Raw genomic sequence first — 24,328 nt, forward strand, 5'->3', positions numbered from 1 at the left:
GGGAGGCCCTTCGTCAGGCGGTTGACCGACCGGGGGTCAGGAGGCCTTGGCCTTCTCCTCGGTCTTCTCCTTCGGCGCGGCGGCGACCGGGGCCGGCTTGGCGGCCTCGTAGAACTCCTCGCGCGGCGTCTCGATGGCGCCGAGCGAGACGACCTCGCGCTTGAGGAACATGCCGAGGGTCCAGTCGGCGAAGACGCGGATCTTGCGGTTCCAGGTCGGCATCGCCAGACCGTGGTAGCCCCGGTGCATGTACCAGGCGAGCCGGCCCTTGAGCTTGATCTTCATCTTGCCCATGACGATCATCGCGACGCCCTTGTGGAGGCCGAGACCGGCCACCGCGCCCTTGTTGGCGTGGGCGTAGTCCTTCTGCGGGAAGCCCCGCATGCCGGACACCACGTTGTCGCCGAGGACCTTGGCCTGGCGCAGCGCGTGCTGGGCGTTCGGCGGGCACCAGGCGTTCTCGTTGCCCGCCTTGCGGCCGACGAGGTCGGGGACCTGGGCGTTGTCGCCGGCGGCCCAGATGTAGTCGGTGCCCTTGACCTGGAGGGTCGGCTCGCAGTCGACGTGACCGCGGGGGCCGAGGGGCAGGCCGTAGCGGGCGAGGGCCGGGTTGGGCTTGACGCCGGCGGTCCACACGATCGTGTTGGAGTCGACCTCGAGGCCGTTCTTCAGCACCACGTGGCCGTCGACGCAGGAGTCCATGGAGGTGGACAGGTAGACCTCGACGCCGCGGCCCTCGAGGTGCTCCTTGCCGTATGTGCCGAGCTTGGGGCCGACCTCGGGGAGGATCTTGTCGGCGGCGTCGACCAGGATGAAGCGCATGTCCTCGCGGGACACGTTCTTGTAGTACTTGGCCGCGTCCCGGGCCATGTCCTCGACCTCACCGATGGTCTCCGCACCGGCGAAGCCGCCGCCCACGAAGACGAAGGTGAGCGCCTTGCGGCGGATCTCCTCGTCGGTGGTGGAGTCGGCCTTGTCGAGCTGCTCCAGGACGTGGTTGCGCAGGCCGATGGCCTCCTCGATGCCCTTCATGCCGATGCCCTGCTCGGCGAGGCCGGGGATCGGGAAGGTGCGGGAGACCGCGCCGAGCGCGATCACCAGGTAGTCGAAGGGCAGCTCGTAGGCCTCGCCGACCAGCGGGGAGACCGTGGCGACCTTGCGGTCCTGGTCGATGGTGGTGACCCGGCCGGTGAGGACCTCCGCCTTGGGCAGCACGCGTCGCAGCGGGACGACGACGTGGCGCGGGGAGATGTTGCCGGCGGCGGCTTCGGGGAGGAAGGGCTGGTAGGTCATGTACGACCGGGGGTCGACGACCGTGACGGTCGCCTCGCCGTAGCGCATCTTCTTCTGAATGCGCCGAGCTGCGTACAGGCCTACGTACCCACCGCCTACTACGAGGATCCTGGGACGCTCCGTGGTGCTCATGCCATCGAGTATCCACCCGCCTCAGGGGGGTGGCTCGTGCGCCCCTTCACAAGCTTGGGTGGGGTGTGTGCTATCCTCCGCCGCCCGCGTGATCCATGTCATGGTGACAACCGGGAGCGTTTGTGCACCCCGGACCGTTGTCAATGCCGCGTGAGCTGCCTCTCTGTGCGCGAGAAGCCTCCGTGAGGCCCTCCGGAAGCTCCCCCCGAACGCCTCCCCGGACCCCTCCATACCACGCTTCTGAACATGTTCAAAGGGCCGTTCAGCCCCCGGACGGGTCAACGGGGGTCCTTCGATCGCCCGAGAGGGCCCAATTCCTTGTGAAGAACTTCACGAACTTTTCCGACGGGCTGTCGCCGGGGCGTCACCGGAACCTCCCGGAGTCGCTCATCCGTGATCCATGCCTGCTCAGAAGCGGGCCGGGCGACCGACCACGCGATGCCGTCGAGGGTCGTACAGGAACGCAACTCCCCCTGCGGATGCGCCGTGTACACGGTGATGCGTACACTTCCTTCATGACTGAGAACACCGTGACCGTACGGGAAGCCCGCGCGCACCTCGCCGATCACATCAACCGGGCTGAGGAAGGTGTCCCGACCGTCATCACGCGCAATGGCGCCCCGGTGGCGGCCGTGGTCCCGATCTCGGACTTCGAAGCGTTGGAGGAAGCGGCAGACGTGGTGCTGGCGCGCGAGGCCGAGGCGGTGCTGGCCGAGGGAGGCAGCACCGTGACCATGGCGGAACTGCTCGCGGACCTGTTCACCGAGCAGGACGGCGAGGCGACGTGAAGTACGCCTTCCGGTTCACCACGGCGGCGCAGCGGCAACTCCGAGCCATCAGCCGTCCCGACGCCATGCGCATCCTGGCCGCGCTGACCGCACTCGGTGACGATCCGTACCGCCAGGACGCCGACGTCAAGAAGCTCACCGGCCCGTCGGGCCTCTACCGGCTCCGGGTCGGAAGCTACCGGATCGCCTACCAGATCAACGATGGTGAACTCGTCATTCTCGTTGTCAAGGTGGGCGACCGGCGGGACGTCTACCGCAACCTGTGACGCCCCGCCCGGTGCCGACATCGCCTGAGCATGCCCCTCAGCGCGCCTCGGCGGCGCAGCTGTGAGCGATGCCGTCGAGGATGTCGTGTTCGCTCACGACGACCTCCCGCGCCCCGATCCGCTCCATGATCGACAGGAGCACGAGGGCGCCCGCCCCGATCACGTCGACACGGCCCGGGTGCATGGAGGGCACCGCCGCCCGCTCGGCGTGGGTGGAGCGCAGCAGCCACTCGGTGATCTCGCGGACCCCGTCGTGGGAGACACGGGAGTGGTGGATGGCCTCGGAGTCGTACTCGGGCAGCTCCTGGGCGATCGCCGACACGGTCGTCACGGACCCGGCCAGGCCGACCAGCGTGCGCGCCTCGCGCAGCGGAACCGTCTCCTCGGCGAGGTCGAGCGCGGCCTCGATGTCGGCCCGCATCGCCGCGATCCGCTCCTCGGGCGGCGGGTCGCTCACCACCCCGTCCCGGACCAGGTGCCGCTCGGTCATCCGGACGCAGCCGATGTCCACCGAGCGGGCCGCCCTAACCCGGTCGTCGCCCACGACGAACTCGGTCGAGCCGCCCCCGATGTCCACGACGAGGTAGGGCTTCGGCAGATGGTCGCCCCCGGCCAGCTCCCTGGTGGCGCCGATGAAGGAGAACGCGGCCTCCTGGTCCCCGGAGATCACCTCGGGCTCGACGCCCAGGATGTCCAGCACGCCGCCCACGAACTCGTCCCGGTTCTCGGCGTCCCGGGAGGCGGAGGTCGCCACGAACCGCAGCCGCTCCACCCCGTGCTCCTTGATGATCCCGGCATACTCGCGGCAGGCCGCGAAGGTCCGCCGGAGCGCGTCCGGGGCGAGCCGCCCGGTGCGGTCGACGCCCTGCCCGAGCCGGACGATCGTCATCCGGCGGTCCAGTTCGACCAGCTCACCGGTGGCCGGGTCCGCGTCGGCGACCAGCAGGCGGATGGAGTTCGTACCGCAGTCCACGGCGGCGACCCGGGTCACCGGGCGTCCTCCTCGGCGGTGCTCACGCACGGCCCCTTGCGCCACCACTCCGGCAGCATCGCGATGGCCTCGTCCCCGAGCGGGTTCACCCCGGGGCCCGCGGCCAGCGAGTGGCCCACCAGCACGTGCAGGCACTTCACCCGGTCCGGCATGCCGCCCGCGCTCGGGAAGTTCTTCAGCTCCTCGATCTCGTCGCGGCGGCGGATGTAGTCCTCGTGCGCGGCACGGTACGCGGCCGCCAGTTCCGGGTCCGAGGCCAGCCGTTCGGTCATCTCCTTCATCACGCCGTTGGCCTCCAGCGTGCCGATCGCCGAGGCGGCGCGTGGGCACGTCAGGTAGTACAGCGTGGGGAACGGTGTCCCGTCCGGCAGCCGCGGGGCCGTCTCGACGACGTCCGGCTGTCCGCACGGGCAGCGGTGCGCGATCGCGCGCAGACCGCGCGGGGGTCGGCCGAGCTGCTGCTTGAAGGCCTCGACGTCCGCGTCGGTGGGCTCGGTGCGCGGGGTGGTCGGCGGGGGCGTTTCCATGACTGTCTTCAGGCTGTCTTTCTCTGGGTTCAGGTCACTGACTGGGCCGGGTCACCGGTCGGAGGCGTCGGCCTTGTCGACCCCGTCCCAGACGTTCGAGTACCAGGGGCGGTCGGCCGCCCCCAAGTCGGTGCGCGACGGCTTCGCCGCGTGCGGGTCGACGACGATGAAGCCCGTCTCCCCCGGCATGACGTAGTGCAACCGCCGCCGGATCTGCTGCTCGGCGTAGGCGTCGTCCTGCCAGCGCGCCTTCAGGTCGCGCAGCCGTTCGACGCGCTCGCGGGCCTGCCGCTGTTCGCGCTGGAGGTCGTCGATCTCGGCACGCTGCGAGACGTACTCGCGCATCGGGTAGGCCAGGGCCACGATCAGCGAGCACATCACCAGGGCGAGCAGCGCCGCCCGGCCGGTCAGCCGTGAGCGGCGGGCCTGGCGCTTGGTCTGGGAGCGGTAGACCCGGGCCGCCGTCTGCTCTCCGAGCAGCCGGATCCTGGTCGCGGTGGAGAACCGGTCCCGGTCCTTCACGGCCATCTGTCCGCCTCCCGCTCCACCGTCATACGCGCGTACGTCCCCGGACACGGTACGGGACCGAGTACGGGGACGTACGTACGACGCTGCTCCTTACGGGCCGGGTCAGCCCTTGAAGCGGGGGAACGCCGAGCGGCCGGCGTACACCGCGGCGTCGTCGAGGATCTCCTCGATGCGCAGCAGCTGGTTGTACTTGGCGACGCGCTCGGAGCGGGCCGGGGCGCCGGTCTTGATCTGGCCGCAGTTGGTGGCCACGGCCAGGTCGGCGATGGTGACGTCCTCGGTCTCGCCGGAGCGGTGGGACATCATGCACTTGAAGCCGCTGCGCTGGGCCAGCTCGACGGCGTCCAGGGTCTCGGTCAGCGAACCGATCTGGTTGACCTTGACCAGGAGCGCGTTGGCCGCGCCTTCCTCGATGCCGCGGGCGAGACGCTCGGGGTTGGTGACGAACAGGTCGTCGCCGACGAGCTGGACCTTGTCACCGAGCTTGTCGGTGATGGTCTTCCAGCCCTCCCAGTCGTCCTCGAACAGCGGGTCCTCGATGGAGACCAGCGGGTAGGCGTCGACGAGCTCCGCGTAGTACTCGGTCATCTCGGCCGCCGAGCGGTCCTTGCCCTCGAAGGTGTAGACGCCGTCCTTGTAGAACTCGGAGGCGGCGACGTCGAGGGCGAGGGCGATCTGCTCGCCGGGGGTGTAACCGGCTTCCTTGATCGCCTCGAGGATGAGGTCAAGGGCCTCGCGGTTGGAGCCGAGGTTCGGGGCGAAGCCGCCCTCGTCGCCGAGGCCGGTGGCCAGGCCCTTGCTCTTCAGGACCTTCTTCAGCGTGTGGTAGACCTCGGCGCCCCAGCGCAGGGCCTCGGAGAAGGACTCCGCGCCGATCGGGGCGATCATGAACTCCTGGATGTCCACGTTGGAGTCGGCGTGCGAGCCGCCGTTCAGGATGTTCATCATCGGCACCGGCAGCAGGTGCGCGTTGGGGCCGCCCAGGTAGCGGAACAGCGGCAGGTCGCTGGCCTCGGAGGCGGCGTGGGCGACGGCGAGGGAGACGCCGAGGATCGCGTTGGCGCCGAGGGAGCCCTTGTTGTCGGTGGCGTCCAGGTCGAACATCGCCTGGTCGATCAGACGCTGCTCGGTGGCGTCGTAGCCGACCAGCTCCGGGCCGATCTGCTCGATGACCGCCAGGACGGCCTTCTCCACACCCTTGCCGAGGTAGCGGTTCGAGTCGCCGTCGCGGAGCTCGATGGCCTCGAAGGCGCCCGTGGAGGCGCCGGACGGGACGGCGGCACGACCGGTGCTGCCGTCGTCGAGGCCGACCTCGACCTCGACCGTGGGGTTGCCTCGGGAGTCCAGGATTTCCCGGGCTACGACGACGTCGATGGACGGCACGAGCATCTCCTTCTTGGATGTGACGCGGTGACGCGGGTCGCGTGGACCCTGCGAGGTGCGGGCCGTGGTGGCTCGCGACATGAGCCTAACCGGCTCCGGGCGATCGGCCACCGGGTCGCCCACCCCATGGACAGAACCGAGAGTAAATTGTTTCCGAACGGAACAAAGCCCGTTGCCGAAAAACCCCCGCCCCGGCGCGTACGGGGGACGACGCACCGGGGCGGGGAGCACGAGGACCCTGGGCGGGTCCGGCAAGCCGCTGCTTACTTCAGGTGCAGCTGCTGGCCCGGGTAGATGAGGTCGGCGTCCTCGACGATGTCCTTGTTCAGCTGGAACAGCTTCTCCCAGCCGCCCTTGACCTTCTCGTCCGCGGCGATCGAGCTGAGGGTGTCGCCCTTGACGACCTTGTACTCGCCGTCGCCCTTCTTGACCTTCTTGCCGGTCGGCGTGGTGACGGTCTTCTTGGCGGCCGGGCGCTCGTCGGAGCGGGAAGCCGGCTGCTGCTCGGTCTGGCGGGTCTCGGTGCTCTGCCCGCTCTGCTGCGAGGAGCCGCCGGAGTTGCTGGAGGAGCCGCCGGAGTTGCTGGTGGAGCCGCTGGAGGAGCCGCCGCCGGTGTAACCGGCGCTCGACAGGCCCTTGCCGCAGACCGGCCAGGCACCCTTGCCCTGGCCCGCGAGGACCTTCTCGGCGATCTCGATCTGCTGGGCCTTGGTGGCCTGGTCGGCGGTGGAGGCGTACTTCGTGCCGCCGTAGCCGGCCCAGGTGGAGGCGGAGAACTGCAGACCGCCGTAGTAACCGTTGCCGGTGTTGATGGACCAGTTGCCGCCGGACTCGCACTGGGCGACGGCGTCCCACTCGGAGGCGGTGGCGGCGGAGGCGTTGCCGGCCGCCATCAGCGGGGCGGCGACGGCGGCACCGGTGACACCGGCGATGGCGATGGCGCGCGTGGCCTTGGACGGACGGCGGTGCGTGCCCTTACCGGAAAACAGCATGGAGAGATCCCCTCACCGACGCCTGCGAGGTGAGCTGTCGGGTTCGGGCCGGTTGAGTTGCCCGGCCGCGCCCCTCCCGGGACACGGCTTCACCCCAAGCCCTTCCGGCACAACCGGCCGGTCGGGCACTTACCTTGGGTCCCCCGCTCCTGCCTACGGCGCTTGACGCGACGACTGTTCCCGTACCGCCGCTGGCAGGATTCGGCGTTGCGGCAGCCGGGGCTCGCGGTGACGAGCGATCACGACCGTAGACACGCGATCCACGGAATTTCAAAGACGATCAGGGCTTCTGAGATCTATCTCTCACGGGCCTCAAACGGGACATTCGACGCGAAACGTGACGTGAACTCACCCGCTTTCGGGGTGACTTCGGCCGTGGTTTCCGCACTGCCCGAACGGCTACCCCTCGTCCGCTTCGACCCCTGTCGTGAGCGTCTGACCGGGGAGGATGAGGTTCGGGTCGGTACCGACGGCCTGCTCGCCCCCGTCGTCGAGGGAGTTCCATCCGCCGTCGACGTCAAGGGAGTCGGCGATGGACCAGAGACTGTCGCCCACGCCGACGATGTAGGAGCCCTCGGACGCGCCCCGGGAGGCGTCACCGGGCGAGGCGTGGCGGCCCGAGGGCGCGCCCTCACGGCCGCCCGCGGAGGCGGCGTCCTCCTCGGCGCTGGGGCCGCGGTGACGGCCGGAGCCGGTGTCCGTCGGGGCCGAAGAGTCGCCGCCCCGGCGGGAGTTGCCGGACTCGTCACCGCCGGGGGTGGCGGAGGGAGAGCCGTCGGGCTTCCGATCCTGCTTCTGCCCCTGCTCCCGAGAGGCGGAATCAGACGACTTGCCCGACTTGGAGGTCTCGTCCTTCTGGATCGACTGCGCGTCGGGCGACGACGAAGGGCTCGCGGAAGGCTCCGCGGAAGAGGACGACTCGTAGCCGTCGAGCAGACCGGGCGAGTCCACCTCACCGGATGCTTCGGACGAGTCGGAGGCTCCCGACCCCTCGTCCTGCTGGAGGCCGGAGAGCAGTCCGCAGGTACGCCACGCGCCGACCCCCTGGTCGGCGAGGATTCTCTCGGCCACGGATATCTGCTGGGAGCGACTGGCCAGGTCGGCGCTCGCGGCGTACTCGAGGCCGCCGTGGTTCTCCCAGTCCTCCTGGGACAACTGCAGGCCGCCGTAGTAGCCGTTGCCGCTGTTCTGGCTCCACGCGCCGCCGGTCTCGCAGTCCGCGATCCGGTCCCAGGTCGTGCCGTCGGCCGCGCTGGCACCGGAGGCCCCGAGGAGTGGGATCGCGATGGCGGAGCCGGTCACTCCGGCCGCCACGAGGAGAGCCGGAGCCTGGCGGGGGCGACGGTGCCGACCGTTCCCGGAGAGCATACGGAGACCTTTCACACGACAGCGGTGACCGACGCGTCCGGCATCCCGGCCGCGTTGATGGGTGAACGTATCGGCAGGAGATCACTTGTCACAAGTTAATGCCGCGCAGATCACGTGAAGATCACAGCTCTGATGTTTCGTCACGTCCGGCCGCCGCGAACTCCACCGGCAGGGTGCGCAGCCCGCGCATGATGAGGCCGCCGCGCCACCGCAGCTCGGCCGGATCCGCCGCGAGCCGGAGGTCCGGGAGGCGGGTGAGGAGGGTGGCGAGCGCGGTCTGGCCCTCCAGGCGGGCGAGTGGGGCGCCGAGGCAGTAGTGGATGCCGTGGCCGTACCCCAGGTGCTGGTTGTCGCGGCGGGCGAGGTCCAGCACGTCCGGATCGGCGAACCGCTCCGGGTCCCGGTCCGCGGCGGCCAGGACGACGAGAACCGGGTCGCCGGGCGCGATGTGCTGCCCGCCGAGGGTGAGGGGCTGCGTGGCGAAACGCCAGGTGGCGAGTTCGACGGGTCCGTCGAAGCGCAGGAGTTCCTCGACGGCGGTCTCCAGGAGGGCCGTTTCCCCGGCGGCGAGGGACGCCTGGAGCCGCGCCCGCTGTTCGGGGTGGGTGAGCAGGGCGTAGGTGCCGTTGCCGATCAGGTTCACGGTGGTCTCGAAACCGGCGAACAGCAGGATGAAGGCCATGGCCGCCGCCTCGTTCTCGGTGAGGTGCTCACCGTGGTCGGAGGCGCGGATGAGACCGGAGATGAGGTCCTCGCCGGGGGCGGGCTCGGCGGGCAGCGCCTCCCGCTTGCGGTGGATGAGGTCGGCGAGGTAGCCGCGCATCTTCTTCACCGACCGCGCCACGCCGCCCCTGGGACCGCCCTGGTGCCGGATCATCATGCCCGCCCAGTCGCGGAAGTCGTCCTGGTCCTCGCGGGGGACCCCGAGCAGGTCGCAGATGGCGTAGATGGGCAGCGGGAAGGCGAACTCGTGGATGAGGTCGGCGGACCCCTTCCGCGCGAACCCGTCGATGAGGGTGTCCGTGAGTTCCTGCACCCGTGGCGCGAACTCGGCGACCCGGCGGGGCGTGAACGCCTTGGACACCAGTCGCCGCAGCCGGGTGTGGTCCGGCGGATCGATGTTCAGCAGATGTGTCATCAGCTCGGCCTTGCGCTCCCCGGGGATTCCGGTCTTGCCCTTGGCGTGCGCCGGTTCGTCGTGATGCGCCGGGTTCTTGGAGAGCCGGTGGTCGGCGAGCGTCTGCTTGGCGTCGGCGTACCGCGTGACCAGCCAGGCCTCCACGCCGCTGGGAAGCCGCGTCTTGTGGACGGGACTGTGCTCGCGGAGCCAGGCGTAGGCGGGGTAGGGGTTGCTCGCGAACTCCCAGGTGAAGAGGTCGGGCGCGGTCGCGGGGGTGCGGGGCTGGGGCTGGTCGGTCACGCGTCGACCGTATCCGGCTTCCCGCCGCTTCCCGCCCCGCTTCCCGCCCCTCCCCTGCTGCCCGCTCCCCTTCCGTTCAGCCCTCGGACTCGGAGCGGGCCTTCCGTTAGCCCTCGGGCTCGGCACGGACCTTCCGTTCAACCCTCAGGCTCGGCACGGACCTCCCGTCAACCCTCGAAGTCGGCACGGACCTTCCGTTCAACCCTCAGGCTCGGCACGGACCTCCCGTCAACCCTCGAAGTCGGCACGGACCTTCCGTTCAGCCCTCGGACTCGGCGCGGACCTTCCGTTCAGCCCTCGCCCTCGGCCCGTCTGATCGCGTCGCGGTAGGCGCGGGCCGCCGCCCTCAGGGCCGCCTCCGGGTCCACGCCCTCGGACTCGGCGCGGACGGCCAGGGCGAGGAGCTCGTAGCCGATGCCCTCGACGGGCGGGAGCGGTATGTGCAGGTTCGCCGTGCGGGCGCGGGAGGCCAGCTTGGCGGCGAGGGCCAGACCGGGCTGGCCGAGGGGAATGCCCTCGGTGACCGAGGTGCGCCGCTTCTCGACCGCCTTGGTGCGCAGCCAGTGCTCCTTGACCTCCTCGGGGGTGGTGGCCGTCGCGTCGCCGAAGACATGCGGATGGCGGTGGATCAGCTTGGCGACGATGCCGCCGGCCACGTCGTCGATGGAGAAGGCCTCCTCCCCGTCCTCCGGGCGGCCCTCCTCGGCGATGCGGGCGTGGAAGACGACCTGGAGGAGGACGTCACCGAGCTCCTCGCGCAGTTCGTCGCGGTCGCCTTCCTCGATCGCCTCGACGAGTTCGTACGCCTCCTCGATGCCGTACTTCGCCAGGCCCTTGTGGGTCTGCTGCGAAGACCACGGGCATTCGACGCGGATGCGGTCCATGACCTGGACGAGGTCGAGGAGCCGGGCGCCCGGGAGGTCGTAGGAAGCGGGCAGCAGCTCCAGCTCGGGCATGGCGATACGGCCGGTACCGGCGAGGCGGGCCAGTCCGTCCGTCAGGACCGGTTCGCCCTCACCCGTCGCCACCACGACCACCGTGCGCCCCCCGGAGCAGGCGTCGACCAGCTCCTGGGCGGTGGGGGACGCCTCGTCGACCGGGATCCCCGCCTCGCGCAGATACGGCAGCTGCGGGTGTGCGCCGTCCGCGCACAGCACCCGGTCCGCCGCGTGCAGCGCCTGCCATGCGGGCCAGGAGAGCAGGCCGGGGGCGACGCGGTGGCTGGTGGTGAGCAGGATGATGCGGCCCGGGGCGGCGGCCGCGTCGGGAGCGGTCCGCTCGGGGCCCGGGGTGGCTTCGGGGCTGTTGGCGTTCACGGTTCGAAGCTATCCCACGCCGCCGACCGTCCTCGAAGTTGTCCACAGGGCCCCGGGAGCGGGTGCCCCGCATTCCGCCCCTGCTCCTACATACCCTGCGGGGTCGGTGCCGTCGTGACGTCCCGGACCCACGGCGTCTTGGCGTCGGCGCGGCTGCTCTTCTGGACGTCCCACGTGCCGTAGCGGGGGTTGAGGTCGATGTTCAGGTCCTTGGAGGCGTCGGAGAGGGCCTTCCAGAACTCGGGACGGTCGACGGTCGTGCCGAGCTTCTCGGCGAGCTTCTGGGCCTCCAGCTGGAGGCGGAGGCTCTCTTCGAGGCGCTGCGGCGGGATGCCGTACTGCCGGAGCCAGGCCGTCTCCAGCGCCTTGGCGCCGCCGGCCCGCTGTTCCAGGCCGGACCGCATCTGCTGGATCTCCTTGCGGGAGACGCTGACTCCGGCGTCGTCGGCGGCGCGGTGCAGCACCCGGTCCAGGACCATGGTGTGCAGGGTGTCGCGGGTGAGGGTGCCGGTCCTGGCGATGGCCTGCTGGTACTGGGCCTCGTTCTGCACGGCCGCCCGCTGGGCCGCGCGTACCTCGCCGACCCGCTCGTCCAGCTGGGAGACGGTGATGCGCTGGCCACCCACCAGGGCCGCCGCGCCGGGATGCGCGTCGTTCCCGCAGGCGGTGAGAAGGGGTGCCGCGGCGGCGATCGCTGCGGTGAGGACGAGCGCGGTGCGACGGCGGCGGTGCAAGGAAACCTCCCGAGGAGATTGTGCGACGGTGCACAAGGTCTTGCGATGATCGATGGTAGGCAGTGGCCAAGCTCTGGCCAACCCATTCGACCAACGATTCACCGGGACTTCCGGCACCGCCGCGCCAACCCCGGGGCGGTCGTCAGCCGCGGACCTGCCCCAGCCACTGCAGTGTCCTGCGGATCTCCGCTCCGAGTGGGTGCCCGGGGCCGTGGGTGCGCTCCACGTCGTGCAGCAGCCTGGCCAGGGTGTCGTGGGCGGCGCCGCGGTCACCGAGGGCGAGCAGGAGATGACCGATGCGACGGCGGACGTCGTGCGCGAGCTCGGGGCCGCCTGCGGCGACGTACTGGTTCTCGTAGTACGGCAGCACCGCCCGGTACTCGGCGAGCGCCGCCGCCGGCTCACCCAGCTGTTCGAGGCACTGGGCGGCCTCGTAGCGGAAGCGCAGGGCCTGCGGGTCGGCCTGGCCGGCCTCGGCGGCGCGTTCGTCGGCGAGCCGGCGCAGCTCGGGCAGGGCGCGCCGGTACTGGCCGTCGTCCAGGAGCGTCGCCGCGTACTGCTTGCGCAGCGTGCGGACGACCGGGGAGTGCGCGCCGTGCTGTTCGGCCGCCGCGGGCAGGATCGCGCCGAGGATGTCGACGGCCTGGGTGACGCGGCCCTCGCCGAGGAGCCGTTTGACCTCGTCGACGGCGCGGGCGATGTCCGTCTTCCCCGCGGTGTCGGTGACGGGGGTGGCGGGCGTGGGCCGGGGCGCGGGGGTGCGCGCACGATCCGGCCAGGGGGCGTGCGGGCGCAGGAACGGCCGGGTGGGATCGAGGGTCGCGCCGGTGGGCGTCCCGCGAGCGGGCAGGAGCAGTTCCAGGTGCTCGTAGACCTCCTGCGCGGAGGCGGGCCGGTGCTGCGGGTCCTTGGCGAGGAGGCGCAGGACGAGGGCCTCCAGGGCCTCGGGGACTTCGGGGCGCACGCGGCGCACGGGCAGCGGGGGCTCGTACAGGTGCCGGTGCAGGACGCCGAGTGCCGTGGAGCCGGAGAAGGGCACGTCGCCGCTGAGCAGTTCGTGCAGGACCACGCCGAGCGCGTACAGGTCGGTGTATGGGCCGACCGCGCCGCCCATCGCCTGCTCCGGGGCCATGTAGGCGGGCGAGCCGATGGGGGTGCCGGTGTGGGTGAGGCGGGTGGTGTCCGCGTCCATGACGGAGGCGACGCCGAGGTCGAGGACGGCGACCGTACCGTCCTGCTTCACCATCACGTTGCGCGGCTTGAGGTCGCGGTGGACGATCGGCACGGCGTGCACGGCGCTCAGCACCGCGCACAGCTGCGCCGCGACCGCGACCGCCCACTGCCAGGGGTACGGATCGTGCTCGGCGAGGTGGCCGGCGAGGTCGGCACCGTCGATGTACTGCATGACGAGGAACAGCTCCTCGCCCTCACTGCCCGCGTCGTGCACGGTGACCAGGCCGGGGTGGTCGACCTGCGCGGTCACCCGGCACTCGCGCACGAAACGCCGGCGCAGTTCCTCCGCGTCCTGCCCGGCCACCTTGTCGGGGCGCAGCAGCTTCACCGCCACGCGCCGGTCGAGCCGCTGGTCGTACGCCGTCCAGACCTGGCCCATGCCGCCCTGCCCGAGGACGGTGGACAGCTCGTAACGGTCGGCGACGACACGTCCTGCCGCCGCGGTCACCTTCCGCCCTCGGGCCCGTCGTTGCTCCCGCCGTCGTGCCGGCGCAGGTAGTCGCTGAGCTCGTCGAGTTCGGCGCGGACCTGGTCGATGCGGGCGGGGCCGGGGGGCTGGGGGGACGGGGGCGGCTGGATCGGGCCCGGGACCCCCGGTGTGGCGTCGTGGGGTGCGGGTGTGCGAGGCACGGGCGTGTGAGGCACGGGGTGCTGCGGGACGGGCGTGGAGTTCGGGGCGTAGGGCGGCGCCGGGTGCGGATAGCCGTAGGGGGTGGCCACGACGGTGGGTGCGTGGGGCGAGGCGTGACCGGCGGCCCGCCGCTCGCCGTGGTGGGTGATGTCCACGACGAGGAAGTAGACGGCCGCGGCCGCTCCAACGAAGAGGATCACCGCCAGCGCGAGGTCCGTCCGGACGTCGCCGTCCGGCAGTGAGCCGACCACGGCGAAGCACGTGATGGACAGCGGCAGGCTCACCCACGCCAACGTCCAGTCGAGGGCCCGTCCGCGCAGGACGGCCACCCGGAACAGCGGTACGCAGGCCAGCAAGCCGCACGTGAGGAAACCGGCTGCGGCGAACAGCACGCGCAGGGAAATGACCGTTGCCGCGCTGCGGGGAGGCGGCGCCGCGCCGTGGCCGTACATGACTGCTCCTGGACCGGTGGGGCCGATGGGACGGACGTGCGAGTGACAGACCCTGTTGGGGAATCCGAGCGTATAGCCCGACACGGACAACCGGTCGCGGGTTGTACCGAACCGTTGTCATGCTGATCACATCGCGTGTACGGCCCTTTCCCGAGCCGGTCACGGCCCAGCCGTCCGCCGCGTCCTACAGGGGGTGCCGCATCCACACGTTGGGCTCGACGTAGACGGCGTATCCGCGCTCCACTTCGCAGCGCACCGGCACGAGACCTCCCGGCACCTCTACCTCGACGTCCGTGTCGAACGGCAGGCCCGTCCAGCGGCGCCAGTCCGCGAGCGGGGCGGCCACCGTCATGGACGCCGGTGCCACCGAGTCGATGACGGCACCGGCCCGGGCGTGCACGCGCAGCCACGGGTCCTCGGGCAGCCCGTCGGGGCGGACGCGACGGGCGTACTCCTCCATCGGCGTATGCGGTTCGAGGTGCTTGGCGTTGGGGCGGACGGGGGCGACGACCTCACGGAAGCCACGAGCCCGGGCCTTGTCACGCATGGCGGAGAGCATCACTCCGGACAGCCCGCGGCCCTGGGCGTGCGGGGCGACGGAGACCGAGATGGCGCTGACGGTGTCGGGCCGCACTCCGCGCCGCAGATCGGAGAAGGCCCATACGAGCACCGCGTCCCAGCCGTTGGCGGGCAGTCTGCCGCGGTGCTCGGCTGCGAGGGCGAACGGCACGCTGTAGGCGTTCGCCACGATCTCGCCCTGCTCGTCCTCGGCGAACAGGACGTACTCCGGCAGTTCGGCGGCGATCCGGGGGAAGTGGGCGGCGCCCACGAGGTCCTGGATCACGAACTCCGGCCAGCTGTCCGCCATCCCGACGACCCGCTCCAGCATGTCCGGACGCTCGGCGAGGCTCGCTGTCTTCGGCTGCATGTGATCACGGTAGGCACGAGTGCGGAAACCCGGAACCGAATTACCGTCGCGGGGCAGGGGCCTCACCCGCCGCACTGCTTGAGCATCATCTCCTTGTCGGCGGCCGTCACGGGGAGTTCGTACTTCAGCGACACCTGGGCGAAGCGCACCGCGTAGGCGCAGCGGATCCGCTTGTTCGGCGGCAGCCAGGACGCCGGGCCGGAGTCCCCCTTCGAGCCGTTGGTCGGTCCGTCCACCGGGAGGAGGTTGAGCGGATCGTTGGCGATGGACTCCCGCTTGTCCTTCGTCCAGCGCGAAGCGCCCATCTGCCAGTCGTACGACAGCGGCATGACGTGGTCTATCTGGACCTTGATCGCACGGGACTTGGTCCACTCGATGACCTTCCCGGTGTACGGGTCGTGCAGCGTCAGCGAGGTGACCACGCAGTCGGACCCCGCCCGGAAGCGCAGATCCTCCCCGTCTCGTTTCAGGAGGTCGTTCCGCGAGTCGCAGCCGTTGCGGGAGAAGGGGACCTCCCGTGGTGCCGAGTCCATCCAGGCGTAGCCGAACTTGTCCCGTTCGTAGCCCGTCCTGGGGCCGCGTCCCTTCGTCACCACCTTCTCGATGAGGGCACGCGCCCTCTCCTTGTCCGCGTCGGAACCGATGGCCGCCAGCCCGGGTTTCGTGCCGTCCGGGTTGTCCAGCGGGTTCACGGCCCGCCCGTCGCCCGCGGCCGGGACGCCGGAACCGGAGGGTCCGTCGCCGTCGGCGGGCGGGGCCAGGCCCTCGCAGCCGGCCAGCGCAGAACCGGTGAACACCATCGCGACGGCCAGTGCGGCCCCGCCCCTCAGACGCGTCACCGCGCCCCTCCTCTGCTTGCCTGTTCCGCCCCGGCACGGGCGGTCCGTGCCTGGTCCCACGGTAGCGACGAAGAGGTCCAGGCCACATCGGGCCTCACTGCGCGTTCTTCGCATCTCGAACATATCGGCACCAGAGCATCGGCGCGCCCCTCCAACCGGCGGCAGCCCCGGTTAAGGACGACCAGCGCGCCCCTCAAACCGGCCGCAGCCCGGCACCGAACCGTCGACCCGCCCCGGGAACCGGCGACGGATCGGCACCAGGCCACCGGCGGGCGCGTGCGGCCGGTGGCCTGACGGGGTTCGGCCGAGGTGGTGTCAGGATCCCAGGATCGAGGTGAGGAACTCCCCGACCCACGCCAGCAGTTCCCGCCCGACCAGCGGCTTCCCGCCCACCTTCGCGGTCTTCGGGCGCGGTACCAGCACCTGGTGCGCCGCCGGCTTGATGACGACCCCGGGGTACAGCCGCTTGAGCCGCAGCTCCTGCGACTCGCGCAACTCCACCGGCGCGAACCGGATGTTGTTGCCCTGCAGCACGATCTCGCCGACGCCGCACGCCCGAGCGAACATGCGCAGGCCCGCGACGAGCAGCAGGTTCTCCACCGGCTCGGGCAGCTTGCCGTAGCGGTCGGCGAGTTCCTCGCGGACCGCCTTGATGTCCTCCTCCGAGTTGGCGGAGGCGATGGCGCGGTAGGCCTGGAGGCGGAGGCGCTCGCCCGGCGCGTAGTCGTGCGGGACGTGCGCGTCGACGGGCAGCTCGATCTTGACGTCGAGCGGCGGCTCCTCCTCGATCTCGCCGGTCTCCAGCTGGCGCCGGTAGTCGGCGACGGCCTCGCCGACCATGCGCACGTACAGGTCGAAGCCGACGCCCGCGATGTGGCCCGACTGCTCACCGCCCAGGAGGTTGCCCGCGCCGCGGATCTCCAGGTCCTTCATGGCGACGTACATGCCGGCGCCCATCTCCGTGTGCTGGGCGATGGTCGCGAGCCGCTCGTGCGCGGTCTCGGTCAGCGGCTTCTCCGGCGGGTAGAGGAAGTAGGCGTAGCCGCGCTCGCGGCCACGGCCCACCCGGCCGCGCAGCTGGTGCAGCTGGGACAGGCCGAAGTTGTCGCCGCGCTCCACGATCAGGGTGTTGGCGTTGGAGATGTCGATGCCGGACTCCACGATCGTCGTGGAGACCAGCACGTCGAACTTCTTCTCCCAGAAGTCGACGACGACCTGCTCCAGCGCCGCCTCCGACATCTGTCCGTGGGCGGTGGCGATCCGCGCCTCGGGGACGATCTCGCGCAGCCGGGCGGCGGCCCGGTCGATCGACTCGACGCGGTTGTGGATGTAGAAGACCTGGCCCTCGCGCAGCAACTCGCGGCGGATCGCGGCGCCGATCTGCTTCTCCTCGTAGGGGCCCACGAAGGTGAGCACCGGGTGGCGCTCCTCCGGCGGGGTGGTGATCGTGGACATCTCGCGGATGCCGGTGACCGCCATCTCCAGGGTCCGGGGGATCGGGGTCGCGGACATCGTCAGCACGTCGACGTTGGCGCGGAGCTTCTTCAGCTGCTCCTTGTGCTCGACGCCGAAGCGCTGCTCCTCGTCGACGATGACCAGGCCCAGGTCCTTGAACTTCGTCTCGGTCGAGAACAGCCGGTGCGTGCCGATCACGATGTCGACCGAGCCCTCGCGCAGGCCCTCCAGGGTCGCCTTGGCCTCGGTGTCGGACTGGAAGCGGGACAGGGCTTTCACGCTCACCGGGAACTGCGCGTACCGCTCGCTGAACGTGCCGAAGTGCTGCTGCACCAACAGGGTCGTGGGCACCAGGACGGCCACCTGCTTGCCGTCCTGGACGGCCTTGAAGGCGGCGCGGACCGCGATCTCGGTCTTGCCGTAGCCGACGTCGCCGCAGATCAGACGGTCCATGGGAACCGTCTTCTCCATGTCCTCCTTGACCTCGGCGATGGTGGTGAGCTGGTCGGGCGTCTCCGCGTAGGGGAAGGCGTCCTCCAGTTCCCGCTGCCAGGGGGTGTCCACGCCGAAGGCGTGCCCGGGGGCGGCCATGCGCGCGCTGTACAGCCTGATCAGGTCGGCCGCGATCTCCTTGACGGCCTTCTTGGCGCGGGCCTTCGTCTTCGTCCAGTCGGCGCCGCCGAGGCGGTGCAGGGTGGGGGCCTCGCCGCCGACGTACTTGGTGATCTGCTCCAGCTGGTCGGTGGGGATGTAGAGGCGGTCGCCGGGCTGGCCGCGCTTGGCGGGGGCGTACTCGACGACCAGATACTCGCGGGTCGCGCCCTGCACGGTGCGCTGCACCATCTCGATGTAACGGCCCACGCCGTGCTGCTCGTGGACGATGTAGTCGCCCGCCTCCAGGGTGAGCGGGTCGATCGTCTTGCGGCGGCGGGCCGGCATCCGGGCACCCTCGCGGCCGGACGCCTTCTGCCCCGACAGGTCCGTCTCGGTCAGGACGGCGAGTCTGAGGGCCGAGTCGACGAAACCGTGGTCGATCGAGCCGCACGCCACGTGCACGACGGACGGGGAGATCTCGCCGAGGTCGGAATCGAGGCGGGCCGCGATGCCCTCGCCGCCCAGCACCTCGACGGTACGCGCGGCCGGGCCGTGGCCCTCGGTGACGAACACCGCGCGCCAGCCGTCGGCAAGCCAGCCCTTGGTGTCGGCGAGGGCCTTGGCGGTGTCGCCGCGGTAGGTCTCCGGGGCGTGCATGCCGAGCTTCAGGGTGTCCGCGTCCAGCTCTTCGTCCGCGGCGAACGGCGACACCGACCACCACATCATCTCCAGCTCGCGGGCCAGTTCCCGGACGTCCGCGATGGACCACAGGGAGGCCGCGCCGACGTCGATGGGGGCGTCGCCACCGCCCGCGGTGGCCGCCCAGGAGGCCTGGAGGAACTCCTGCGAGGTGGCCACCAGATCCGACGCGCGTGTGCGGACCCGCTCCGGGTCGCACACCACGGCCATGGCGCCCTTCGGCAGCACGTCGAGCAGCAGCTCCATGTCGTCGACCAGGACCGGAGCGAGGGACTCCATGCCCTCGACGGCGATGCCCTCGGCGATCTTGCCGAGCAGTTCACCCAGCTCGGGGTGCTGTTCGGCCAGGGCACGCGCACGGGCGCGGACGTCGTCGGTGAGCAGCAGCTCGCGGCACGGTGGCGCCCACAGGCCGTGCTCGGCGACTTCGAGGGAGCGCTGGTCGGCGACCTTGAAGTAGCGGATCTCCTCGACGTCGTCGCCCCAGAACTCGACGCGCAGGGGGTGTTCCTCGGTGGGCGGGAAGACGTCGAGGATGCCGCCGCGCACGGCGAACTCGCCGCGCTTCTCGACGAGCTCCACGCGCGCGTAGGCGGCTGCCGCGAGGGCTTCGACGATCTCGTTGAGGTCGGTGCTCTGTCCGCTCCTCAGGGAGACCGGCTCCAAGTCGCCGAGGCCCTTGACCTGCGGCTGGAGCACGGACCGGACAGGCGCCACGACGACCGAGACGGGGCCGGTCTCGGGGTCGTCGGGGCGCGGGTGAGCCAGGCGGCGCAGCACGGCCAGGCGGCGGCCGACGGTGTCGCTGCGGGGGCTGAGCCGCTCGTGCGGGAGTGTCTCCCAGGACGGGTACTCCACGACTCCCTCCGGCGGGAGCAGGGAGCGCAGGGCCGCGGCCAGGTCCTCCGCCTCGCGGCCCGTGGCCGTGACCGCCAGCACCGGGCGGCCCGTGTCGCGGGCCAGGGCTGCGACCGCGAAGGGGCGCGCGGCCGGGGGGCCGACCAGGTCGACGTGCATGCGGTTGCCGTCGGCAGCCGCCCTGATCGCTTCTGCGAGGGCAGCATCCTTGACTACGGCGTCGAGCAGACCGTGCAGGCTCATGGGGGCGTTTTCCGTCCAGGGGGTGGGCAACACGATGGGCCCGACGCGCGCCGCGGGCCGGGGGGTCTCCAGCGTACGACGACGCGCGCCCGCACGGCGGGCCTGTGGATAACGCCCGTTCTCCGGATAGCGCCCATTCTCCAGGGGGCCGGGACCGGGGCCGGGACCGGGACCGGAGCCGGAGCCGGCGGCTGCGGTGGGCGGCGCAGTCGGCTCCGGCGCAGGGGTCCGGGACCGGAGCCGGGGCCGGCGGCTGCGGTGCTGGGCGGCGCAGTCAGCTTGGGCGGCTGCGGCGGCCGACGGCGCGACCTGCTCCGGCGGCTGCGGTGGGCGGCGCAGTCGGCTCCGGCGCAGGGGTCCGGGACCGGAGCCGGGGCCGGCGGCTGCGATGGTGGGCGGCGCAGTCAGCTTGGGCGGCTGCGGTGGCCGGGGGCGCACGGCGGCCGCGCCTGGGCGCCACGCCTCCTCGCCGAGTGCGGCCTTGTGGGGAAGCGGGCGGGGCGGGCCAGTGCGGAAATCCCGTACAGCCGGGCAGACAGCGACCGGCAGCGAGTCCGGCCGTCGCGGAGATCCGTGCCGCCGCAAGTGAACGGCGGCGAGTCACCGGGCCCGTCGTCGGGCCGCTCCTCCCGCGGGGTCACAGGCGAGGGAGCCCGGCGACACCTCACCGGTGCCACCAGGCGGGCCTGGCCTGGCGGCTCGCCAGCAGGGCCACCCGGCGGGGGAAGGCCCCCGGGGTTGCGCCGGGCCGGAGTGGCCGCTCATCGTCGGGGGGCAAGCCGCGGGCCCGCCCCCGAGGTGGAGACCTCCAGGGCGGGCCCATCCCCCGCAACCCCCGTGTGCGGTGGTTCTCGGGCGGCGGTCGCAGCCGTCGGCTACTCCGTCGCGATCGCGTTCAGGACGTTCATCCGGCCCGCCCGGAACGCCGGGATCAGTGCCGCGAACAAGCCCACGAACGCAGAGCTGATGAAGACCCCGATGATCGTCGGCCAGGGGATGTCCAGGACCATCAGGCCCTCCAGGGCGAGCAGCTGCTGTGCCGTGGCGCCCCAGCCCATGCCCAGTCCGAGGCCCAGCAGGGCGCCGAAGAGGGCGATGACGACCGACTCCATGCGGATCATGCGGCGCAGTTGGCGGCGGGAGAGGCCGATCGCCCGCATCAGGCCGATTTCCCTGGTGCGCTCCACCACCGACAGGGCCAGGGTGTTCACCACTCCCAGGATGGCGACGATGATCGCCAGGGCCAGCAGGCCGTAGATCATGTTGAGCAGCTGGCCGATCTGGCCCTTCAGGGCGTCCTTGTAGTCGGTCTGGTCGCGCACGGTGTACTGCGGGTAGTCGTGCAGGGCCGACTTCAGGGACTTGTAGGCGGCGTCCTGCTGCCCTTCCTTGGCGCTGGCGAAGACCAGCGAGTCGAGGGGCATCTTGTCGGCCGGGACGTACTTGGCCATCGTCGAGATGGACATGTACATCGCGCCCGCGTCGATCACGACGTCGCTGCTGGTGATCGCCCGGACCGTGAGGTCGGCGGCGGAGCCGTCCTTGAAGGCGACCTTGATCTTGGAGCCGAGGCTGATGCCGTGGTCCTCGGCGAACTTCTCGTGGACCGACATGGAGTCGGGCTTGTAGGCGTCGGGGAGCTTGCCGGCGACCGTCTCGGTGCGCAGGTCGGTCGCGTACGACGGGTCGGCCGCCGTGACCGCCGTGTCCTTGAGCGTCTTGCCGTCAGGAGTGGTGAAGTCGGCCTTGGTCCACTTGTACTCGGTGACCCGCGCCAGGCCGGGCGACGACTTCACGGCCTCGACCGCCTGCGGGGTGATCAGCTGACCGCTGTCGGACTGGATGATGAAGTCCGTGCCGACGGTCTTGTCGAGCTGGTCGGTGGCGGACGCCACCATGGAGGAACCGACCACGGACAGGCACGCCACCAGGGCGAGGCCGATCATCAGGGCGGCGCCGGTCGCGCCGGTGCGGCGCGGGTTGCGCAGGGCGTTGCGCTCGGCCATGCGGCCCACGGGGCCGAACATGCGGAGCAGGAGGGCGCCGAGGACGCGGACCACACCGCCGGCGAGCAGCGGGCCGATGACGACGAAGCCGATCAGCGTGAGCACCACGCCGAGGCCGAGCCACAGGGAGCCGTCCGTGGCCTTGTCGGCCGCCGCCGCCAGGTAGAGGGCGAGGCCGCCGGTGCCGGTGAGGACCGTTCCGATGGCGGCGCGGATCCAGCCCGCCTTGGCGTCGGCGGGGGCTCCCGCGTCGCGCAGTGCGGCCATCGGGGAGATCTTGCCGGCGCGCCGGGCGGGCAGGTAGGCGGCCAGTACGGTGACGAGCACGCCGAGGACGAGGCCGACCACCGGGGTCGTCCAGGCCACCGTGAGGTCGTCGGTGGACAGTTCCATGCCGATCTGGCCCATGAGCTTCATCAGGCCGATCGCGAGGCCGACGCCCGCGCCGACACCGAGCACGGAGCCGACGACACCGAGCAGCAGTGCCTCGGCCAGGACGGAGCGGTTGACCTGCTTGCGGGAGGAGCCGATGGCCCGCATCAGGCCGATCTCCCGGGTCCGCTGGGCGACCAGCATGGAGAAGGTGTTGATGATCAGGAAGATGCCGACGAGGAAGGCGATCCCGGCGAAGCCGAGCATCGCGTACTTCATGACGTTCATGAAGCCCGCGACCTCCTTCTGGTTGGCGTCGGCGGTCTCCTTGGCCGTCTGCACCTGGAAGTCGCCGCCGAGTTCGGCCGTGACGTTCTTCTTCAGCTGTGCGTCGCTGACGCCGACGGCCGCGGTGACGTTGACGTTGGTGTAGACGTCACTCTCGCCGACCAGGGTGCGCTGGGCGGTCTCGGTGTCGAGGTAGAAGATCGCGGCGCCGGGGTTGGTGACGGTGAAGTCGGCGATGCCGGAGACCTTCGCGGTGTGGGTGCCGATGGCGCTGATCACACCGATCTCGTCGCCGAGCTTCAGGTCGTGCTTGTCGGCGGTGTCGGCGTCGACCATGATCTGGTCGGCGCTCTTGGGCGCCGCACCGGAGGTGATCTTCATGGTGCGGGCGTCGTTGTTGTTCCAGCTGCCGACGATGGTCGGGCCGCCGCTGGTGGGCGACAGGCTGTCCTTGTCGGCGTCGACGACGGTCACCGAGGTGGAGAACACCGTGCCCTCGGCGGACTTCACGCCCTGCGCCTTGCGGACCTCGCCCAGCACGGAGGCCGGCATGACCGGCGGCTTGCCGTTGTCGGCGGTGGTCTGGCCGGTGTCTGAGGCGCCCTTGGCGCTCACCGTCACGTCGGAGGAGGTGGCCGCGAAGAGCTTGTCGAAGGTGGTCGTCATGGTGTCCGTGAAGACGAGCGTGCCGCAGACGAAGGCCACCGACAGCAGGACGGCGATCGCGGAGAGCGCCATGCGCCCCTTGTGCGCGAAGAAGTTGCGCATGGAGGTCTTCATGACGGTCATGACGTACGCCCCCGGGCGTCGAAGTCCTTCATGCGGTCCAGAACGGCCTCCGCGGTCGGCTTGAACATCTCGTCGACGATGCGGCCGTCGGCGAGGTACAGCACGCGGTCCGCGTAGCTCGCGGCGACCGGGTCGTGGGTGACCATGACGATGGTCTGGCCCAGATCGTCGACGGACCGGCGCAGGAAGCCGAGGACCTCGGCGCCGGCGCGGGAGTCGAGGTTTCCGGTCGGCTCGTCGCCGAAGATGATCTCGGGCCGGGCGGCGAGGGCCCGCGCCACGGCGACGCGCTGCTGCTGGCCGCCGGAGAGCTGGGTGGGCCGGTGCTTGAGGCGGTCGGCGAGTCCGACGGTCTCCACCACCCGCGTCAGCCACTCCTTGTCCGGCTTGCGGCCCGCGATGTCCATGGGCAGGGTGATGTTCTCGATCGCGTTCAGCGTCGGCAGCAGGTTGAACGCCTGGAAGATGAACCCGATCCGGTCCCGGCGCAGCCTCGTGAGCTTCTTGTCCTTCAGACCGGTGATCTCGGTCTCGTCAAGGTAGATCTGACCGCTCGTCACGGTGTCGAGGCCGGCCAGGCAGTGCATCAGGGTGGACTTGCCGGACCCCGAGGGGCCCATGATCGCGGTGAACTGGCCGCGTGCGATGTCCACGTCGACGTGATCGAGGGCGACGACACGGGTCTCACCGGATCCGTACGCCTTCACGACCTGCCGCGCCCGCGCGGCAACGGCCGTACGCCCTCCAGTGCCCCCGTGCCTGGGAATGGTTACAGCCGATGTCACGGTATGTCTCCTATATCGGTCAGCAGTTGGTGAAGGCGGTCACCTGGTCGGCAGCCGCTGTGCGCCTCGCCGGACCGTGCGGTCCGTCAGGTGCCTCCGGTGCTCCGGCGCTCCGGTGCGTTTCAAGTCTCGCGGCGGGGAGGGGCCGTGCGCCCTGGTGTTCAGCGCAGTCTTTTACTGTGGAAAACCCCACCCCCGCGGTGTGTGTCACCGCCCCCCGGCGGCGTAAAGCCAGGTTAAGGAAGGGGCCCTCCCCGTCTCATCCTCCGTCGGTACGAACCCTCCCCAGGTCGTAGTACGGAGGTACCCCTAGGGGCAGTCCACCCAAGGGTGGAGACCGTCTCAGGGTTCGCTCCACCCGTCGGTCCATACAGCCTCCACCCTCCCGCGACGTCAGGGTCAAGTGAGAAACTGTCCG

At 70.9% G+C, this 24,328-nt stretch carries 19 protein-coding genes and 1 riboswitch; of the genes, 2 read left to right on the plus strand and 17 right to left on the minus strand.

The window, feature by feature from the left end; translation table 11 throughout:
• Positions 1–36: 36 nt before the first annotated feature.
• Positions 37–1,425: an NAD(P)/FAD-dependent oxidoreductase gene (locus ABTX62_RS19225; RefSeq protein WP_352117270.1), complete on the minus strand. Its 1,389-nt coding sequence runs from the start codon at positions 1,423–1,425 to the stop codon at positions 37–39.
• Positions 1,426–1,940: 515 nt separating this feature from the next.
• On the opposite strand from ABTX62_RS19225, the gene ABTX62_RS19230 reads away from it, so the two are divergent.
• Both ABTX62_RS19230 and ABTX62_RS19235 read left to right on the plus strand, forming a co-directional pair.
• Complete coding sequence (locus ABTX62_RS19230) at positions 1,941–2,213, plus strand: type II toxin-antitoxin system Phd/YefM family antitoxin (RefSeq protein WP_352117271.1); 273 nt, start codon at positions 1,941–1,943, stop codon at positions 2,211–2,213.
• Positions 2,210–2,479 carry a type II toxin-antitoxin system RelE family toxin gene (locus ABTX62_RS19235; RefSeq protein ID WP_006143791.1) on the plus strand — a complete coding sequence of 90 codons (270 nt, stop codon included), beginning with the start codon at positions 2,210–2,212 and terminating at the stop codon, positions 2,477–2,479. The genes ABTX62_RS19230 and ABTX62_RS19235 overlap by 4 nt, the downstream gene beginning before the upstream one ends.
• Before the next feature lie 37 nt (positions 2,480–2,516).
• Here ABTX62_RS19235 and ABTX62_RS19240 read toward each other — a convergent pair whose 3' ends face one another.
• The 16 genes from ABTX62_RS19240 to ABTX62_RS19315 all read right to left on the minus strand — a co-directional run bounded on the left by ABTX62_RS19240 (position 2,517) and on the right by ABTX62_RS19315 (position 23,910).
• A complete protein-coding gene (locus ABTX62_RS19240) occupies positions 2,517–3,470 on the minus strand; it encodes a Ppx/GppA phosphatase family protein (protein WP_352117272.1) in 954 nt (317 codons plus the stop codon).
• Positions 3,467–3,997: a DUF501 domain-containing protein gene (locus ABTX62_RS19245; RefSeq protein ID WP_352117273.1), complete on the minus strand. Its 531-nt coding sequence runs from the start codon at positions 3,995–3,997 to the stop codon at positions 3,467–3,469. The genes ABTX62_RS19240 and ABTX62_RS19245 overlap by 4 nt, the downstream gene beginning before the upstream one ends.
• Before the next feature lie 51 nt (positions 3,998–4,048).
• Entirely contained in the window at positions 4,049–4,525 is a 477-nt protein-coding gene (locus ABTX62_RS19250; protein WP_352117274.1) for an FtsB family cell division protein, read from the minus strand.
• Between the two features lie 102 nt (positions 4,526–4,627).
• Positions 4,628–5,908, minus strand: coding sequence for a phosphopyruvate hydratase (eno, locus tag ABTX62_RS19255; protein WP_283974277.1), 1,281 nt, complete (start codon positions 5,906–5,908; stop codon positions 4,628–4,630).
• A gap of 263 nt (positions 5,909–6,171) precedes the next feature.
• The gene (locus tag ABTX62_RS19260; protein ID WP_352117275.1) at positions 6,172–6,900 is read right to left on the minus strand and encodes a transglycosylase family protein; all 729 of its coding nucleotides are present in this window, start codon (positions 6,898–6,900) and stop codon (positions 6,172–6,174) included.
• Between the two features lie 4 nt (positions 6,901–6,904).
• Positions 6,905–7,071: riboswitch (cyclic di-AMP (ydaO/yuaA leader) on the minus strand.
• Positions 7,072–7,299: 228 nt separating this feature from the next.
• A complete protein-coding gene (locus ABTX62_RS19265; RefSeq protein WP_352117276.1) occupies positions 7,300–8,268 on the minus strand; it encodes a transglycosylase family protein in 969 nt (322 codons plus the stop codon).
• Between the two features lie 121 nt (positions 8,269–8,389).
• A complete protein-coding gene (locus ABTX62_RS19270; RefSeq protein ID WP_352117277.1) occupies positions 8,390–9,688 on the minus strand; it encodes a cytochrome P450 family protein in 1,299 nt (432 codons plus the stop codon).
• A gap of 290 nt (positions 9,689–9,978) precedes the next feature.
• The gene (locus ABTX62_RS19275) at positions 9,979–11,004 is read right to left on the minus strand and encodes a nucleoside triphosphate pyrophosphohydrolase (protein WP_352117278.1); all 1,026 of its coding nucleotides are present in this window, start codon (positions 11,002–11,004) and stop codon (positions 9,979–9,981) included.
• Between the two features lie 86 nt (positions 11,005–11,090).
• Positions 11,091–11,738 carry a SurA N-terminal domain-containing protein gene (locus ABTX62_RS19280; protein WP_352117279.1) on the minus strand — a complete coding sequence of 216 codons (648 nt, stop codon included), beginning with the start codon at positions 11,736–11,738 and terminating at the stop codon, positions 11,091–11,093.
• A 142-nt stretch (positions 11,739–11,880) separates the two neighbouring features.
• Positions 11,881–13,377, minus strand: coding sequence for a serine/threonine-protein kinase (locus ABTX62_RS19285; RefSeq protein WP_352117325.1), 1,497 nt, complete (start codon positions 13,375–13,377; stop codon positions 11,881–11,883).
• A gap of 38 nt (positions 13,378–13,415) precedes the next feature.
• Positions 13,416–14,054, minus strand: coding sequence for a hypothetical protein (locus tag ABTX62_RS19290; RefSeq protein WP_352117280.1), 639 nt, complete (start codon positions 14,052–14,054; stop codon positions 13,416–13,418).
• Positions 14,055–14,238: 184 nt separating this feature from the next.
• On the minus strand, positions 14,239–14,982 hold the full coding sequence (locus tag ABTX62_RS19295) for a GNAT family N-acetyltransferase (protein WP_352117281.1): 744 nt from the start codon (positions 14,980–14,982) through the stop codon (positions 14,239–14,241).
• 62 nt (positions 14,983–15,044) lie between these two features.
• Positions 15,045–15,821 (minus strand): HNH endonuclease family protein, encoded by a 777-nt coding sequence (locus tag ABTX62_RS19300; protein WP_502997979.1) that lies wholly within the window; start codon positions 15,819–15,821, stop codon positions 15,045–15,047.
• A 315-nt stretch (positions 15,822–16,136) separates the two neighbouring features.
• Positions 16,137–19,670 carry a transcription-repair coupling factor gene (mfd, locus tag ABTX62_RS19305; RefSeq protein ID WP_352117282.1) on the minus strand — a complete coding sequence of 1,178 codons (3,534 nt, stop codon included), beginning with the start codon at positions 19,668–19,670 and terminating at the stop codon, positions 16,137–16,139.
• A gap of 875 nt (positions 19,671–20,545) precedes the next feature.
• Positions 20,546–23,125, minus strand: coding sequence for an ABC transporter permease (locus ABTX62_RS19310; RefSeq protein WP_352117283.1), 2,580 nt, complete (start codon positions 23,123–23,125; stop codon positions 20,546–20,548).
• A complete protein-coding gene (locus ABTX62_RS19315) occupies positions 23,122–23,910 on the minus strand; it encodes an ABC transporter ATP-binding protein (protein ID WP_283974267.1) in 789 nt (262 codons plus the stop codon). Before ABTX62_RS19315 ends, ABTX62_RS19310 begins: the two co-directional genes overlap by 4 nt.
• Positions 23,911–24,328 lie beyond the last annotated feature (418 nt).

The organism is Streptomyces sp. NPDC096046 (assembly GCF_040303285.1).
Classification (GTDB): Bacteria; Actinomycetota; Actinomycetes; order Streptomycetales; family Streptomycetaceae; genus Streptomyces.

What these genes read in the sequence shown, in the direction of transcription:
- ABTX62_RS19225 (WP_352117270.1), bottom strand. Translation starts at nt 1,425, where the DNA reads ATGAGCACCACGGAGCGTCCCAGGATCCTCGTAGTAGGCGGTGGGTAC.
- ABTX62_RS19230 (WP_352117271.1), top strand. Translation starts at nt 1,941, where the DNA reads ATGACTGAGAACACCGTGACCGTACGGGAAGCCCGCGCGCACCTCGCC.
- ABTX62_RS19245 (WP_352117273.1), bottom strand. Translation starts at nt 3,997, where the DNA reads ATGGAAACGCCCCCGCCGACCACCCCGCGCACCGAGCCCACCGACGCG.
- ABTX62_RS19250 (WP_352117274.1), bottom strand. Translation starts at nt 4,525, where the DNA reads ATGGCCGTGAAGGACCGGGACCGGTTCTCCACCGCGACCAGGATCCGG.
- ABTX62_RS19260 (WP_352117275.1), bottom strand. Translation starts at nt 6,900, where the DNA reads ATGCTGTTTTCCGGTAAGGGCACGCACCGCCGTCCGTCCAAGGCCACG.
- ABTX62_RS19265 (WP_352117276.1), bottom strand. Translation starts at nt 8,268, where the DNA reads ATGCTCTCCGGGAACGGTCGGCACCGTCGCCCCCGCCAGGCTCCGGCT.
- ABTX62_RS19290 (WP_352117280.1), bottom strand. Translation starts at nt 14,054, where the DNA reads ATGTACGGCCACGGCGCGGCGCCGCCTCCCCGCAGCGCGGCAACGGTC.
- ABTX62_RS19295 (WP_352117281.1), bottom strand. Translation starts at nt 14,982, where the DNA reads ATGCAGCCGAAGACAGCGAGCCTCGCCGAGCGTCCGGACATGCTGGAG.
- mfd (WP_352117282.1), bottom strand. Translation starts at nt 19,670, where the DNA reads ATGAGCCTGCACGGTCTGCTCGACGCCGTAGTCAAGGATGCTGCCCTC.
- ABTX62_RS19310 (WP_352117283.1), bottom strand. Translation starts at nt 23,125, where the DNA reads ATGACCGTCATGAAGACCTCCATGCGCAACTTCTTCGCGCACAAGGGG.